This is a genomic window from Streptomyces sp. NPDC059003, assembly GCF_042740445.1.
Classification (GTDB): domain Bacteria; phylum Actinomycetota; class Actinomycetes; order Streptomycetales; family Streptomycetaceae; genus Streptomyces.
Window position 1 is genome coordinate 40578 of sequence record NZ_JBHYJH010000049.1, and the last position, 14693, is coordinate 55270.

The 14693-nt window shown below is 71.3% G+C and carries 13 protein-coding genes; 6 read left to right on the plus strand and 7 right to left on the minus strand.

Annotated features, from left to right (window positions below):
• The first annotated feature begins 114 nt into the window (after window positions 1–114).
• The 4 genes from ACFWZ5_RS19135 (at window position 115) to ACFWZ5_RS19150 (ending at window position 4840) form a co-directional block, all read left to right on the plus strand.
• Window positions 115–1383, plus strand: a complete 1269-nt coding sequence (locus ACFWZ5_RS19135) for a citrate synthase family protein (protein ID WP_384792321.1) — start codon at window positions 115–117, stop codon at window positions 1381–1383.
• A 72-nt stretch (window positions 1384–1455) separates the two neighbouring features.
• Entirely contained in the window at window positions 1456–2406 is a 951-nt protein-coding gene (locus tag ACFWZ5_RS19140) for a sucrase ferredoxin (RefSeq protein ID WP_384792324.1), read from the plus strand.
• A gap of 110 nt (window positions 2407–2516) precedes the next feature.
• Entirely contained in the window at window positions 2517–4166 is a 1650-nt protein-coding gene (locus tag ACFWZ5_RS19145; RefSeq protein WP_384792327.1) for an ATP-binding protein, read from the plus strand.
• Window positions 4163–4840 (plus strand): response regulator, encoded by a 678-nt coding sequence (locus tag ACFWZ5_RS19150; protein ID WP_384792330.1) that lies wholly within the window; start codon window positions 4163–4165, stop codon window positions 4838–4840. Before ACFWZ5_RS19145 ends, ACFWZ5_RS19150 begins: the two co-directional genes overlap by 4 nt.
• Before the next feature lie 81 nt (window positions 4841–4921).
• Here ACFWZ5_RS19150 and ACFWZ5_RS19155 read toward each other — a convergent pair whose 3' ends face one another.
• From ACFWZ5_RS19155 to ACFWZ5_RS19180, 6 genes are all read right to left on the minus strand, one after another.
• A complete protein-coding gene (locus ACFWZ5_RS19155; protein WP_384792333.1) occupies window positions 4922–6514 on the minus strand; it encodes a cation acetate symporter in 1593 nt (530 codons plus the stop codon).
• Window positions 6511–7035 carry a DUF485 domain-containing protein gene (locus ACFWZ5_RS19160; protein ID WP_384792335.1) on the minus strand — a complete coding sequence of 175 codons (525 nt, stop codon included), beginning with the start codon at window positions 7033–7035 and terminating at the stop codon, window positions 6511–6513. The genes ACFWZ5_RS19155 and ACFWZ5_RS19160 overlap by 4 nt, the downstream gene beginning before the upstream one ends.
• Window positions 7036–7123: 88 nt before the next feature.
• Window positions 7124–7888 (minus strand): response regulator, encoded by a 765-nt coding sequence (locus ACFWZ5_RS19165; protein WP_384792338.1) that lies wholly within the window; start codon window positions 7886–7888, stop codon window positions 7124–7126.
• Window positions 7885–9033 carry a sensor histidine kinase gene (locus ACFWZ5_RS19170; protein WP_384792341.1) on the minus strand — a complete coding sequence of 383 codons (1149 nt, stop codon included), beginning with the start codon at window positions 9031–9033 and terminating at the stop codon, window positions 7885–7887. Before ACFWZ5_RS19170 ends, ACFWZ5_RS19165 begins: the two co-directional genes overlap by 4 nt.
• Complete coding sequence (locus ACFWZ5_RS19175; protein WP_384792344.1) at window positions 9030–9554, minus strand: DUF1453 domain-containing protein; 525 nt, start codon at window positions 9552–9554, stop codon at window positions 9030–9032. The genes ACFWZ5_RS19170 and ACFWZ5_RS19175 overlap by 4 nt, the downstream gene beginning before the upstream one ends.
• A gap of 259 nt (window positions 9555–9813) precedes the next feature.
• Window positions 9814–11937, minus strand: a complete 2124-nt coding sequence (locus ACFWZ5_RS19180; protein WP_384792346.1) for a type IIA DNA topoisomerase subunit B — start codon at window positions 11935–11937, stop codon at window positions 9814–9816.
• Between the two features lie 439 nt (window positions 11938–12376).
• Here ACFWZ5_RS19180 and ACFWZ5_RS19185 point away from each other — a divergent pair, with 439 nt between their 5' ends.
• The gene (locus ACFWZ5_RS19185; protein WP_384792349.1) at window positions 12377–12607 is read left to right on the plus strand and encodes a hypothetical protein; all 231 of its coding nucleotides are present in this window, start codon (window positions 12377–12379) and stop codon (window positions 12605–12607) included.
• 174 nt (window positions 12608–12781) lie between these two features.
• Here the strand turns inward: ACFWZ5_RS19185 and ACFWZ5_RS19190 are convergent, their stop codons facing one another.
• Window positions 12782–13612 (minus strand): S1 family peptidase, encoded by an 831-nt coding sequence (locus ACFWZ5_RS19190; RefSeq protein ID WP_384792352.1) that lies wholly within the window; start codon window positions 13610–13612, stop codon window positions 12782–12784.
• A 461-nt stretch (window positions 13613–14073) separates the two neighbouring features.
• On the opposite strand from ACFWZ5_RS19190, the gene ACFWZ5_RS19195 reads away from it, so the two are divergent.
• Window positions 14074–14466, plus strand: a complete 393-nt coding sequence (locus tag ACFWZ5_RS19195) for a hypothetical protein (protein ID WP_384792355.1) — start codon at window positions 14074–14076, stop codon at window positions 14464–14466.
• Window positions 14467–14693: the final 227 nt, after the last annotated feature.

The window sequence follows — 14693 nt, forward strand, 5'->3', positions numbered from 1 at the left end:
CCTCGACTTCCTCCCTGGACTTGATTCGACTGTCCATGCTTGACTCAATCTCTGTCAATATTGATTAAATCAATGTGAACGTACAGGCATCGAGACGCAGATACGGTGACGCCCATGACGGATCAAGAAGCGGGCGCGTCCGCACGCGAAGGCCGACGGCTCAGCACCAAGGAAGCCGCGGAACTGCTCGGCGTAAAACCCGAGACCGTGTACGCGTACGTGAGCCGCGGGCAGCTCAGCAGCCGCCGCGGCCCCGGAGGGCGCGGCAGCACCTTCGACCCCAAGGAGGTCGGGGCCCTCGCCCGAAGGAACCGCCGCGACCGCGCCACCGCGCCCTCGGCCAACGAACTCTCCGTACGCACCCGCATCACGCTGATCGAGAAGGACCGCTACTACTTCCGCGGCGTGGACGCGGCCGAACTGGCGCTGACCCACTCCTACGAAGAGGTCGCCGAGTGGCTGTGGACCGGTGTCCTGCGCCCCGGCATCCACTTCACGGCACCCCCGGAGCCGACCAGTGCGGCGCGGCTCGCCATGCGCGCGCTCCCGGTGCACGCCGGCCCCACGGACCGGCTGCGCGTGGCTGCCATCTCGGCGGCCGCCGCCGACCCGCTCCGCTTCGACCTCTCCGAAGAGGCGGTGGTCGGCACGGCCCGCACGCTGATCCCCACCCTTGTCGCCGCGCTCCCGCCCGCCCTGCCCACCCACCGCGACGGCGGCCCGCTCGCCGGGCGCCTGTGGGGGCGGCTCAGCGGGAACAAGCCCGACGAGGCCTCGCTGCACGCCCTGGACACGGCGCTCGCCCTGCTCGTCGACCACGACCTCGCGGCGTCCACACTCGCGGTCCGCGTCGCGGCGTCGGCGCGCGCCCACCCGTACGCGGCGGTCTCCGCCGGCCTCGGCGTCCTGGAGGGCCCCCTGCACGGTGCCGCGAGCGGGCTCGCCCACCGCATGCTCCTGGAGGTCCTCGACCGCGGCAGCGCGGCACCGGTCGTCGCGGACGAGCTGCGCGCGGGCCGCCGCGTCCCCGGACTCGGTCATCGCCTCTACCCGGGCGAGGACCCGCGCGCACAGGCGCTGTTCGGCCTCCTCGAAGTGATGCCGAAAGCCGGCCCCGCGCTGGCGGCGGCCCGCGACGTGGTGGCCACCACCGCCCGCCACACCGACCTGCACGCCAACATCGACCTCGCGCTCGCCGTCCTCACCGTGTCGTCCGCCATGCCCGAGGAAGCAGGCGAGACGATCTTCGCGGTGGCCCGCACGGCGGGCTGGATCGCGCACGCCCTGGAGGAGTACGGGGAGCGGCCGATGCGCATGCGCCCCGTGGGTCAGTACGTCGGGCTGCGGCCGCCGCAGCCGCTGCCCGCCGCTCCGGACGCCTGATCGGGCGTGTGATCGGGCAGGGGATCGGGCGGGTGAATTCCGCCAGGCCGGGCGCGGGTTAGGCTCGCCTCCGTGAGTACGTGCGCGACCGCCTCGCGGGACCTGAACGAGCCTCTCGCGGGCACCGCGGCCACCGCCAGGACATGGCTGCTCCTGGAACAGCCCGGCCCATGGGGCGCCAAAGCGCTCACTTCCAGCCATCTGGACCCGGACGTGGGCCGCGCCCTGGAGCGTGCCGCCGACACCACCGGTGTGCGGGTCGCGCTCATCCGCCGCCCGGGGCGCCACGCCGACTGCCACACCCCCGCGCGGCACCACGTGTACGTGGCGCACACCTCCCCGGGCAACACCTGGCTGCGTACCCGCGTAGTGGACGATCCACGGCAGTTGCTCGGCCTGGACTTCGCGGCGCTCGGCGCGGGCGACCACGGCGGCTTCGGCACACCGCACACCGGTGCCCCGCTGGCGCTCGTGTGCACGAACGGCAAACGCGACCGGTGCTGCGCCCTGCTCGGCAGGCCGCTCGCCTCCGAACTGGCCGCCTCCGGTGAAGAGGGCGTCTGGGAAGTCACTCATCTAGGTGGTCATCGCTTCTCGCCCACGCTGCTCGTGCTGCCGTACGGATACGCGTACGGCCGGACCGCCGCCCACACCGTCAAGGAGATCCTCCAGGGCGTACGGGAAGGGCGCGTCGTCACCGACGGGTGCCGGGGCAGCTCCGCCTGGGAGCGCCCCGGGCAGGCCGCCGAACTGGCCGTGCGCACGGCGGTGCGCGAGAACGCGGCGGGTGCGCTGACCGTCGTCCGCACCACCGGTGCCGCGCCCCGCTGGGACGTGACGGTCGCCCACACCGACGGACGGCACTGGCAGGTCACCGTCGCGCCGGGCGCCTCGCTGCCGCCGCGCCCCGAGAGCTGTGGCGCGGCCCTGGGGTCACCGGCGCGGATGGACGTGCTGGCGGTGCGTGAGATCACGGACCTCGACGCAGGGGCGCCCGCGCGCGGGGCGTACGACGCGCACTGACTCCGTACGGGGGCGCACCGGCCCACGCCGCCCCTTCGCACGCGGTGCCCGGGAGATCCACGCCACACTCCCTTCGGAGGAGGCCGCCCGCCGCCGTACCGTTCGTACCCATGAGCCCGACTCCCCCTGTCAGACGCCTGCGCCTCGGCCTGCCGCGGCGCGTGTTCTCGCAGGTGCTGCTGATGCAGGTGGCGATCGCCGCCGGAGTCGCCGTGCTCGCCACCGGGCTCTTCCTCGCGCCGCTCAGCGACCAGCTGGACGACCAGGCCATGCGCCGCGCGCTCGCCATCGCCCAGACGACCGCCGCCCAGCCGCGGATCGCCGAGGACCTCACCTCCACACGTGCCTCGGCCGACGGCCCCGTGCAGGCGGTGGCGGAGCGGATCCGCAGGGCCAGCGGCGCCGAGTACGTCGTGATCATGAACAAGCAGGGGGTGCGCTGGTCGCACACCGACCGGGACGAGATCGGCAGGGTCGTCTCGACCGACCCCAGTGACGCGCTCGCGGGCCGCGACGTCATGGAGATCGACAACGGCACCCTGGGCCGCTCCGCGCGCGGGAAGGTGCCGCTGCGGGACGCGGACGGCACCATCGTGGGCGCCGTCTCCGTGGGCATCGAGTACGACAGCGTCCGCGCCCGCCTCATCCACACGATTCCGAGCCTGTTCGCGTACGCGGGTGGCGCCCTCGCCGCCGGGGCGCTCGCCGCGTATCTGATCTCGCGGCGGGTGCAGCGTCAGACCCGGGACCTCGCCTTCTCCGACATCTCGGCGCTCCTCGCGGAGCGCGAGGCGATGCTGCACGGCATCCGGGAAGGCGTCGTGGCCCTGGACCGGGGCGGACGGATCCGGCTGCTCAACGACGAGGCGCAGCGGCTCCTGGGGCTCGGCGCGGAGGCGATCGGGCGCCCCTTGGACGCGGCGCTCGGCCCGGGGCGCACCACCGACGTGCTCACGGGCCGCGTCACGGGCACCGACCTGCTGACCGTACGCGGCCAGCGCGTCCTGGTCGCCAACCGCATGCCCACGGACGACGGGGGCGCCGTCGCGACCCTGCGCGACCGCACCGAGCTGGAGCAGCTCGGCCGCGAACTCGACTCCACACACGGCCTCATCGACGCCCTGCGCGCCCAGGACCACGAGCACGCCAACCGCATGCACACGCTGCTCGGCCTGCTGGAACTGGAGCTGTACGAGGAGGCGGCAGAGTTCGTCGGCGAGGTGGCGGGCGCGCACCGGGTGACCGCGGAGCAGATCACCGAGAAGATCCACGATCCGCTCCTGTCGGCCCTCCTGGTCGGCAAGGCCACCGTCGCCACGGAGCGCGGCGTGGCACTCGCCGTCTCCGAGGACACCACGTTGCCCGACCGGCTCGTCGACCCGGGCGGCCTCGTCACGATCGTCGGCAACCTCGTCGACAACGCGCTCGACGCGGCCGCGGGCACCCGGCACGCGCGCGTGGAGGTCGCCGTGCGTACCGAGGGACTACAGGGACGCACGGTTGTCCTCCGGGTGCGCGACACCGGGCCCGGGGTTCCGCCCGATCAGCGTGAGGCGGTCTTCACGGAGGGCTGGACCACCAAACAGGCACCGGCGCACGGCAAGCGCGGCATCGGCCTCGCCCTGGTGCGCAGGCTCGCCGAACGGCAGGGCGGCAGCGCGCGGATCGGCGTGGCGCCGGACGGGGGCGCCGAGTTCACCGTCGTCCTGCCCGAAGGGCTCGCGGAACCGCAACCGGTCGTCCAGGAGGAGACACGATGATCGACGTTCTTGTCGTGGACGACGACGTGCGCGTCGCTGACGTCAACGCCGCCTACGTGGAGAAGGTTCCGGGCTTCCGCGTGGCCGGGCGAGCGCACAACGCGGCCGAGGCGCTGCGGCTCGTCGAGGAGCTGTCGGTCGATCTGGTGCTGCTCGACCACTATCTGCCGGACGAGACGGGGCTCACCGTGGTGCGCGCCCTGCGCGAGCGCGGCCACCAGACCGACGTGATCATGGTGACGGCGGCGCGCGACGTCGCCACCGTGCAGGCGGCGATGCGCCACGGCGCGCTGCAGTACCTGGTCAAACCGTTCTCGTACGCGGGGCTCCGCACCAAGCTCGACGCGTACGCGACGCTGCGCCGCACCCTGGACGGCGGGGGCGAGGCGGAGCAGGCCGAGGTCGACCGGATCTTCGGCGCGCTCTCGACGACGGCGGCGCCCGAGTTGCCCAAGGGGCACTCCCCCACGACCGCGGAGCTGGTCAGGCGGGCCCTGATGGCCGCTGACGGGCCGCTCTCCGCTCAGGAGTTGGCGGAGCGCACCCGTCTGAGCCGACAGACCGCACAGCGCTATCTGAAGCTCCTGGAGCGCACGGGCCGGGTGAGCCTGAGCCTCAAGTACGGCGACACGGGCCGCCCTGAGCACCGGTACGAGTGGGCGTACGGACGGTAGCTCGTCCCCTGCTCTCCTGACCCACCTGGCTCACCGGACTACCCTGCCGAACCGATCCGCCAACATCCCGGCACGTCGGCGTCACACGGCGCCTGCCCCGGTCAGCGAGCGCACCTCCGTCTCCGCGTGCTTGGCCTCGTCCGCGCGCTCGGGTGAGGTGACCGTGCCCAGCCAGCCCGCGACGAAGCCCAGCGGGATCGAGATCAGGCCCGGGTTCTCCAGGGGGAAGTACTGGAAGTCCACCCCGGGGAACAGGGCGTTCGGCCCCCCGGAGACCACGGGCGAGAGCACGACGAGCACGAGCGCGGGCAGCAGGCCTCCGTACACCGACCACACCGCGCCCCGCGTGGTGAACCCCCGCCAGAACAGCGAGTAGAGCAGCGCCGGAAGGTTGGCGGACGCGGCGACGGCGAAGGCGAGGCCCACCAGGAACGCGACGTTGAGGTCGCGGGCGAGCAGGCCGAGCCCGATCGCGAGGATCCCGATCCCGACCGCGGCCACGCGCGCCACCGCCACCTCGCTGCGCGGCTTGGCGCCCGGCCGCCGCAGCGAGGCATAGAGGTCATGGGCCACGGACGCCGATGAGGCGAGCGTGATCCCGGCGACCACGGCGAGGATGGTGGCGAACGCCACAGCGGCGACGACCGCGAACAGAACCGTTCCGCCTGTGGAATCCGCGCCGCCGCCCAGATCGAGCGCAAGGAGCGGAACCGCCGTGTTCCCCGCGGCGTTCGACCCGCGCACCGCGTCGCTGCCGACGATCGCTGCCGCTCCGAAGCCGAGCACGATCGTCATCAGGTAGAAGCTGCCGATGAGCCCGATCGACCAGACGACCGAGCGGCGGGCGGCACGCGCGGTCGGCACCGTGTAGAAGCGGGACAGGATGTGCGGCAGCCCTGCCGTGCCGAGCACGAGGGCCAGACCGAGGCTGATGAAGTCCAGGCGCGCGGTCCAGTCACCGCCGTACTTCAGCCCCGGGGCCAGGAAGTCCCCGCCGTGCCCGCTGCGGTCGGCGGCGCTGCGAAGAAGCTGGTCGAAGTCCCCGTGGAATCGCGTCAGGACGAGCACGGTCAGCGCGATCGCGCCGCCCATCAGCAGAACCGCCTTGACGATCTGGATCCAGGTGGTGGCCCGCATCCCTCCCAACGACACATAGATGACCATGAGCGCGCCGACGCCGATCACCGTCCACGCCTGCGCCGCCTCGCTCGTCCCGCCGAGCAGCAGCGCGACCAGTGAGCCCGCCCCCACCATCTGCGCCACCAGATAGAGAACGGACACGGTCACCGAGGAAGTTCCCGCCGCGATGCGTACGGGACGCTCGCGCATCCGCGCGGCGACGACGTCGGCGAGGGTGAACCGGCCGCAGTTGCGCACCAGTTCCGCCACGAGCAGCAGCACCACGAGCCACGCGACGAGGAACCCGACGGAGTAGAGCAGCCCGTCGTAGCCGTAGAGCGCGATCAGACCGGAGATGCCGAGGAACGAGGCGGCCGACATGTAGTCGCCCGCGATGGCAAAACCATTCTCCATGGGCGAGAAGAGCCGTCCGCCCGTGTAGAACTCCTCTGCCGAGCCCTGCCGGTTGCGGCTCACATACGTCGTGATCGCGAGCGTCACCGCCACGAACAGGCCGAACAGGACGAGCGCCAGCGTCTGGTGGTCATCGGTCACCGCTCGGCCCCCTGCTTGAGCTCCTGCTCTCTCTTCTGCTCGAACACGGCCCAGCGCAGATCGAGCGCCGCCCGGTCCCGGCGCAGCCGTGCGTGCCGTGTGTACGCCCAGGTCAGCAGGAACGTCGTGAGGAACTGCGCGAGGCCCGCGAGCATCGCGACGTTCACCGCTCCGCTGACGGGCCGCGCCATCAGGCCCGGCGCCGTCGTCGCCGTCACGACGTACGCGACGTACCAGGTGAAGAAGGCCGCAGCCGCGGGCACCACGAACCTTCGGTAGCGGCGGCGCACTTCCTGGAAGGCGGCGCTCGCCTGCACCTCCACGTAGATGTCTGCCGCGCTGCGCTCCTGTGCGGCGGCGGCCGGGGCCGGCGCCCGGGGTGTCGGCGCGCCCGTGCCGTCCAGCTCGCCCCAACCGGAGGCCAGCTCGTCGTACCACGGATCCTTCAGATCGCCGGGCCGGGCCCGCCCGCCATCGCGGCCGTCGTGGTTCTCCACCGAACTCTCCTTGTCCGCAGCCATGTTCGGCTGCGTGCCCAAGGATGGACAGAAGGGGAAGATCCCTGACTCTTCTCTCCGCGCTCTTCACCCCATCAGGTGATGAACGTACTCACCTGCGGGTGCTCCCCGGAGGCCGGACAAGACCGTTCTGGTAGGCGTAACGCACCGCCTGGGCACGGTCCTTGAGGCCCGTCTTGGCGAAGAGGTTGTTGATATGGGTCTTCACGGTGGCGGTGGAGACATGCAGCGTCCGCGCGATCTCCTGGTTCGTCAGCCCTTCCGCGATCAGGACGACCACCTCCGTCTCCCGGACGGTCAGACCGTCCGGCGGCTCCGCCGGCCGCGCGGGCGACTCCGGCTCCGACAGCCGCTCGAGCAGCCGCCGCTGGATCTTCGGCGAGAGCCCCGCGTCCCCCGAGAGCACGTCCTCGATGGCCCGCACGATCTCGTCGCCGCCCGCGTCCTTGGTGAGATATCCCCGCGCGCCCGCCCTGAGCGCGGGGAACAGCGACTCGTCGTCGGCGTACGTGGTGAGCACGACGACCTGTGTGCCCGGGTACTCGGACCGGATCCGGCGGGTGGCCTCCGCCCCGTCGCAGCGGGGCATGCGCAGGTCCATCAGCACGACGTCCGGGGACAGTTCGGCGACGAGCCGCACCGCCTCCTCGCCGTCGCCTCCGGAGCCGATGACCTCGACTCCCGGCAGCAGCCCCAGGAGCATCACGATTCCCTCGCGCACCACGGTCTGGTCATCGACCACGACCACGCGCGCGGGTGCCTTGCCGCCCCGCACCGGCTCCGCGCCAACGCCCCCACCACCGGCACCACCCCCCGCCACGGATGCACGCTCCTGGCGCCCGTCGTCCATCGTCATCCCGGCACCCTCAGCCGCACCACGAAGCCCTCCTCCTCCGGACCCGCCTCCAGCGAGCCGCCGAGCAACTCGGCGCGCTCGCGCATTCCCAGCAGACCGTACCCGGCTCCGGAGGTGGCGAGTTCACCCGGCGTTCCGCCGGAATCCCGCACGTCCAGCGACACTTCAGCCTCTCCGTACTCCAGACGCACGGTGACCATGGCGCCCGGCGCGTGCTTGCGCGCGTTCGTCAGGGCCTCCTGGGCGACCCTCCGCACCGCTTGTGATGCCTCCGCCGCCAAGGTCCGCCGCTCCCCCGAGACGGCCACCTCGGCCCCGTCCGACGCGACCAGCTCCCGCAGGAACTCCTCGACCGGCGTCATCTCGCCGCGCAGCGCGGACAGCGCCTGACGGGTCTCGGCGAGCCCCTCGGCCGCCATGGCCCGCGCGGCCACCACCCGCCCGAGAATCCGCTCCCGCTCCGCGTCCCTCTCGATGAGCAGGCGGGCCGCTTCCAGGTGGACCAGCTGGGCGGAGAGGCTGTGCGCCAGCACGTCGTGGATCTCCCGGGCGATCCGGGCGCGCTCGGCCAGCGCGGCCGACTCGGCCTCGGCGGCCCGCGCGGCCCGCTCCTGTGCGAGCAGCCGCTGGGCGTTGCCCCGGGCCTCGGCGTCGAGCCGCAGGACGTAGCCGGACAGGCCGAGCCCCGCGGTGACGGCCGCCGTGGTCGGCCATGGATCCTCGTTCACCACGGCGAACGCGGCCAGCGTCGCCACAGCGATGATCACAGCCACGGCGAGCGGCAGCCGCTCCAGGGCCAGGATGGCGCAGCCGCACCACAGCACGGTTGCGGGCAGGTCGAACCCGGTCACATGCGCCAGGAGGCCCGCGGCCACCAGCAGGCCGAGGGATGTCAGCGAAGGACCCAATCGCCGCTCCAGTGTGGCGCGGAAGTACCAGGCCGCCGCTCCCACACAGGCAAGGATCACCAGCGCCGCCAGGGCGAGGCCCCAGCCGGGGATCCCCCGGCAGAAGAGGGTGCTCCACAGCAGCATGCCGACGAACACCGCGCGTACGACCCAGGTGAGCAGCCGCCGGGGGCGCGTCAGTTCCTCACGGGCGAGCGCCTCTCTCGCGGGCCAGCTCGTCCAGGTGTCACGCGTCACGCGCGCTCCTTCACTGTCGCCACGGGCACTCCGTCACCGTACGCCGCCGATGACCGCCCGGCCGGGCTCAGGGACTGGACCCGTAGCTCCAGGAGCCCGGCGCGCACCAGCAGCGACGCGGCGAGGGCGAGCAACAGCGCGCCGGTGCCCTGGTGGACTCCGAGGAGGACGCCTATGCCCATGAGCCCGAGCCGTACGGCTATGCCGACGCCCCAGACGGCTGCCGTGGCCCTGGTCCCCCGGCTCCACGCGGTCCCGTCCTGCTCGACCCAGATGTGGCTCGTCCTGGCCCATGCGGCACCGATCAGGGCGCCGACCAGGACCTCGCAGCCCAGCAGGACGACCGACTCCGCCTCGTGATGCGGGTCGACGAGGCCGGACTCCCGCAGGCCCACATACGCCAGTACGGCAGGCGCCAGCCACCAGCGCTTGGATCCGGTCATGTGCTGGGGCCGCAGCTGGCGTGTGACGACCAGAGCGACTGCGGCAAGGATCAGCAGCGCGTTGGCGAACCCGGGCATCACGGCCTCCGATGGCGTGCGCGGACGACGAAGTACGACGTCTTCGACGCTACGGAATCGCGCAGGCCAGAAGATCGGAGCAGGGGTGGATCGTGGGTGGATCCGGTGCGTCCACCCGTGGGTGGAGAGCTCGCCTCACGAGCGGCGCGCCGGCGCGACGACGCCCACACACCACGAGCTGGAGATCCCAGTGACGAAACGGGACCAAGCGCTGAGCGCCGGACCGCTCGCCCGGTCCGGCGCCCAGCGTGCGTCGTGGCTACGCGTCGATGCGCGACCGGTCCAGCGTCGCCGCGGAGCTCGTGATGAACTCCTTGCGGGGCGCGACCTCGTTGCCCATCAGCAGGTCGAAGACCTGCTCGGCCGATTCGAGGTCGGCGATGTTGATCCGGCGCAGGGTGCGGTGGCGCGGGTCCATCGTGGTCTCGGCCAGCTGGTCGGCGTCCATCTCACCGAGGCCCTTGTAGCGCTGGATCGAGTCCTTGTACCGCACGCCCTTGCGCTCGAACTCGAGCAGGGTGTCACGCAGCTCGCGGTCCGAGTACGTGTACACGTACTTGTCCTGGCCCTTCTTGGGCTGGATCAGCTCGATGCGGTGCAGCGGCGGGACGGCTGCGTAGACGCGGCCCGCCTCGATCATGGGCCGCATGTAGCGCTGGAACAGCGTCAGGAGCAGCGTACGGATGTGCGCGCCGTCGACGTCGGCGTCGACGAGCAGGATGATCTTCCCGTAGCGCGCCGCGTCGATGTCGAAGGTCCGTCCCGACCCGGCTCCTATGACCTGGATGATCGCGCCGCACTCGACGTTCTTCAGCATGTCTGAGACAGAGGACTTCTGAACGTTGAGGATCTTGCCGCGGATCGGCAGGAGGGCCTGGAACTCGGAGTTCCGGGCGAGCTTGGCGGTGCCGAGCGCGGAGTCGCCCTCGACGATGAAGAGCTCACTGCGCTCCACGTCGTCGCTGCGGCAGTCGGCCAGCTTCGCGGGCAGCGACGAGGACTCCAGAGCGGTCTTGCGGCGCTGGGCGTCCTTGTGCTGGCGGGCGGCGATGCGCGTCCGGGCGGCGGCGACGACCTTCTCCATGACCGAGCGCGCCTGTGCCTTGGCGTCGCGCTTGGTGGAGGTCAGGAACGCCTTGAGTTCCTTGGCGATGACGTTGGCGACGATGCGGTTGGCCGCCGAGGTGCCGAGGACCTCCTTGGTCTGGCCCTCGAACTGCGGCTCCGCCAGGCGGACGGTGACGACGGCTGTCAGGCCCTCCAGGGCGTCGTCCTTGACGACGTCGTCCTCGGCGACGCGCAGCAGCTTCTGGCTACGGAGCGCCTCGTTCACCGTCTTGGTGAGCGACCGCTCGAAACCGGTCACATGGGTGCCGCCCTTGGGCGTGGCGATGATGTTCACGAACGACCTGATCGTCGTGTCGTACCCGGTGCCCCAGCGCAGGGCGACGTCCACGCCCAGTTCCCGCGTGACCTCGGTCGGCGTCATCTGGCCGTGGTCGTCGAGGACGGGCACGGTCTCCTTGAAGGTGCCCTGCCCGGAGAAGCGGAGGACGTCGCAGACGGCCTTGTCCTGGGCGAGGTACTCGCAGAACTCGCTGATGCCGCCGTCGAAGCGGAAGGATTCCTCACCCTTGGTGCCGCCCTCGCCGAGGCCGAACTCGTCCCGCACGACGATGGTCAGGCCCGGCACCAGGAAGGCGGTCTGCCGCGCGCGCTGGTGCAGGGTCTCCAGGCTGAGCTTGGCGTCCTTCAGGAAGATCTGGCGGTCGGCCCAGTAGCGCACGCGCGTGCCGGTGCGGGTCTTGGGGATCTTCTTGACCTTGGTGAGGCGCGCCGAGGAGTCGAACGAGGCCTCGGGCCCGGCCTTCGCGAAGGCGCCGGGGACGCCGCGCCGGAAGCTGATGGCGTGCGTGTGCCCGGCGCGGTCGACCTCGACGTCCAGGCGGGCCGACAGGGCGTTCACCACGGACGCGCCGACGCCGTGCAGGCCGCCCGACGCGGCGTAGGAGCCACCGCCGAACTTGCCGCCCGCGTGCAGCTTGGTCATGACGACCTCGACACCGGAGAGGCCGGTCTTCGGCTCCACGTCGACCGGGATGCCGCGGCCGTTGTCCCGGACCTCCACGGAGGCGTCGTCGTGGAGGATCACCTCGATACGGTCGCAGTACCCACCCAGGGCCTCGTCGACGGAGTTGTCGATGATCTCCCACAGGCAGTGCATCAGGCCGCGGCTGTCCGTCGAGCCGATGTACATGCCCGGGCGCTTGCGGACGGCTTCGAGCCCCTCCAGGACGAGCAGGTGCCGCGCGGTGTAGTTGGAACCGTCCCGGTCTGCTCCGGTCAGCAACGCTGTGGACGGCACGGACGTCTCGGCGGTCACGCGGTTCGCTCCTCGCTGAATTTCAAGAGAGGCCCTCGGGGGTAAGGGCTCGGCTTCGGCTGCCGGTCAGAGGGTACCGAGGCCTGGTAGAGCCGTTGTCACGCCACCCTCGACTCGGCCAAGCGTAATCCAGAAGCGCACGCGTGTTCGATCCCTCGTTGGAGTGAAGCGCACGTCACGTTCCCTTCCAGGCATGAACCATTTAGGCTCCGGGCACGTCCTCATGAACAACCGGCAAGCCAGCCGGAGAGGACCCGACCCAGCACAGCGCGAAACCGTACGGCACGTAAGACACGCGATACGGCACATTCGCCGCCAACCGGCAGCAGACAGCCGCCTCGAAAGAAAAATTCGAGGAAAAGCCACGAGCGGGAACGTTTTCGGCCTGGTTGGATGTTGACCCTGGTACGACAGCTCGTCGAGCTAGAGAAGAGGCGACGTGACTACTGTTCTGACCCCCGCGAGCCCCCTGACGGCCGCTGACCGCTGCGACCGCTGCGGCGCCCAGGCATACCTGCGCGTCGTCCTGCTGAGCGGCGGTGAACTGCTCTTCTGCGCCCACCACGGCCGCAAGTTCGAGCCGGAACTCAAGAAGATCGCCGCCGAGATACAGGACGAGACGGAGCGCCTGACGGCCGTGCCGGCCAACGCTTCCGAAGAGGAACGCTGACGCCTCGCACCACGACGAGCGAGCGCCGGACCACCAGACCGGCGACCGGGCGGCTGCCCCCTGCACCCAGGGAGCAGCCGCCCGGTCTCATGTCCAAGGCCTCTCGGCATCGGCCTCCGCAGCGCGGCTGCGACAGCGCCGTACAGGGCCTCCTGAGGCGCAGCTGGGGGAACTTCAGCCGTACCACTTGGTCACGCGGATCACGTCCGAGATCCGCGTATAGACCCCGGGGCTGTCCGCCCTGCCGCAGCCGCTCCCCCACGACACCAGGCCGATCAGCCGCCCGCGCGCGACCAGCGGCCCGCCGCTGTCCCCCTGGCAGGCGTCCCGCCCGCCCTGCGGCTCGCCCGCGCACAGCATGGACGAGGCCACGTACGTCCCGGCAGAGCTGTCCCGGTAGGCCTTCTCGCAGACGGCGTCCGACATCACCGTCACCCGCGCCGAGCGCAGCGTCTGCGCGTAATCACCCCTCCCCGTAGTGTCACCCCAGCCGTACACGGCCGCCCCTGTGCCCGGCCTGTACGCGGCGTCCCCCGCGCCGGCCATCCGTAGCGCGTACCGCTCCGGCAGCGGCCGGGAGAGGCTGAGGACAGCGACGTCACCGGCGTTCGTGCCGCTGTCGTACTCGGGGTTGATCCAGACACCTCGTACCGGAATCTCCTGCCCCTTACGCGTGTTCAGGTCGCCCCGGTTCGCGATGACCGTCAGGTCGTCGACCTGGCTGAGCGAGGTGCCGAGCACGTCCCGGCTCAGGCAGTGCGCCGCGGTCAGGACCGTCTTCGGCGCGATGACGGCGCCGCCACAGAACTGGCCGGATCTCGTGCCTCCGAACTGGTCACGACTGGAGAGCGCCACCGCCCACGGGCTGTCGGCCACCCGCACCGGAGTGCCTCCGATGACGATGCTGTCGGCTGTCGCGGGGGCCGTGGAAGCCAGGGGCAGCGCCGCCGCGGCGGCACCCAGGACCAGCGCTCCGGCCAACGTGCGGGCGAAGGGACGACGCATACGAAATCCTCACTCTGGGTTGCGGTCGCGTACCCAGAGTCAACCACCGTGGCATCGCCCGCACACTCGCCACGCAGGCAGCAGAAAGGCCCGGAGCCCCTCGTAAGAGGCTTCGGGCCTTTGTTGCGCGCTGTGCTGGCAGGCGCCGCCTGTCGCGGCTCTCAGGTGCCGTACGCGGCCTCCCGGGCGCCGCCGGAAGGGCGAGGACCTAGTCCAGGTAGTCGCGCAGTATGCCCGTCTAAGCGCTGCGCTTGACCTGCGTAAACGCTGGTCAGCCGTAAGCATGGGGGCCGAAATATCCTTAACTGGCGGCACGGACGGACCTGCCCCCTCGGGGGCCGCGCTCCCCCTTGACACGCTCTTCGCCCCGCAGGACGGTCCGAGCAAGAAGACGGCCCTGCCAGGTGCGGGAACACCAGACAGGGCCTTGATCGACACCTGACCTAGGCAGGCGACGACCCATGGCTGACTGTATCTACGCCGGGGACCCTGACAAGGGCCCATCTGACACAGCATCCAGCGAGCGCGCCGGAGCGCTCCCCATCCCTGAGCCGCTGCTCTGCCTGGCCGGGGCGGACCAGCTTCCGGAGCGCTTCGAGGACACCGCTCTTGAAACGCTGCACGCCGCCGCGCATGAGTACGCCCTCGCGGTGACCGAGAACGATCGCACGGGGGCCGAACTGATGGAGCGCCACCTCGGTGTGTTCCTGACACGCGCGCTGGCCTCCCTCGTCCTCGACTACGAGATCCGCGTCACCGAGGACGCCCCCGGCGCCGTCCCACTGGCCGTGTGCGGGGCGACGGCGATCGACGTCATGTACGAGGTCGCCACCCGGAACGGCTGGACAGCCTAAGAACCCGAGGGCAAGAAGCGCCCTCGCTCCGGTGACACCACGGAGCGGGGGCGCCTCACGTCCGGTCCGGCAGACATCCCCAGGGGCGCCGGACCGGGGCTCTCAGGCGGGCGCCTCCTCTTCGTACCGGGCACGCCCGTCACTGCCCGCAGGATGCTGCTCCAGCGGCACGACCCCCAGGACGAAGCGGCACGGCGGGCAGAGGTAGACCACGCGCCCGGGACCTG

What these genes read in the sequence shown, in the direction of transcription:
- ACFWZ5_RS19190 (WP_384792352.1), bottom strand. Translation starts at nt 13,612, where the DNA reads ATGCGTCGTCCCTTCGCCCGCACGTTGGCCGGAGCGCTGGTCCTGGGT.
- ACFWZ5_RS19175 (WP_384792344.1), bottom strand. Translation starts at nt 9,554, where the DNA reads ATGCCCGGGTTCGCCAACGCGCTGCTGATCCTTGCCGCAGTCGCTCTG.
- ACFWZ5_RS19135 (WP_384792321.1), top strand. Translation starts at nt 115, where the DNA reads ATGACGGATCAAGAAGCGGGCGCGTCCGCACGCGAAGGCCGACGGCTC.
- ACFWZ5_RS19145 (WP_384792327.1), top strand. Translation starts at nt 2,517, where the DNA reads ATGAGCCCGACTCCCCCTGTCAGACGCCTGCGCCTCGGCCTGCCGCGG.
- ACFWZ5_RS19195 (WP_384792355.1), top strand. Translation starts at nt 14,074, where the DNA reads ATGGCTGACTGTATCTACGCCGGGGACCCTGACAAGGGCCCATCTGAC.
- ACFWZ5_RS19165 (WP_384792338.1), bottom strand. Translation starts at nt 7,888, where the DNA reads ATGACGATGGACGACGGGCGCCAGGAGCGTGCATCCGTGGCGGGGGGT.
- ACFWZ5_RS19160 (WP_384792335.1), bottom strand. Translation starts at nt 7,035, where the DNA reads ATGGCTGCGGACAAGGAGAGTTCGGTGGAGAACCACGACGGCCGCGAT.
- ACFWZ5_RS19150 (WP_384792330.1), top strand. Translation starts at nt 4,163, where the DNA reads ATGATCGACGTTCTTGTCGTGGACGACGACGTGCGCGTCGCTGACGTC.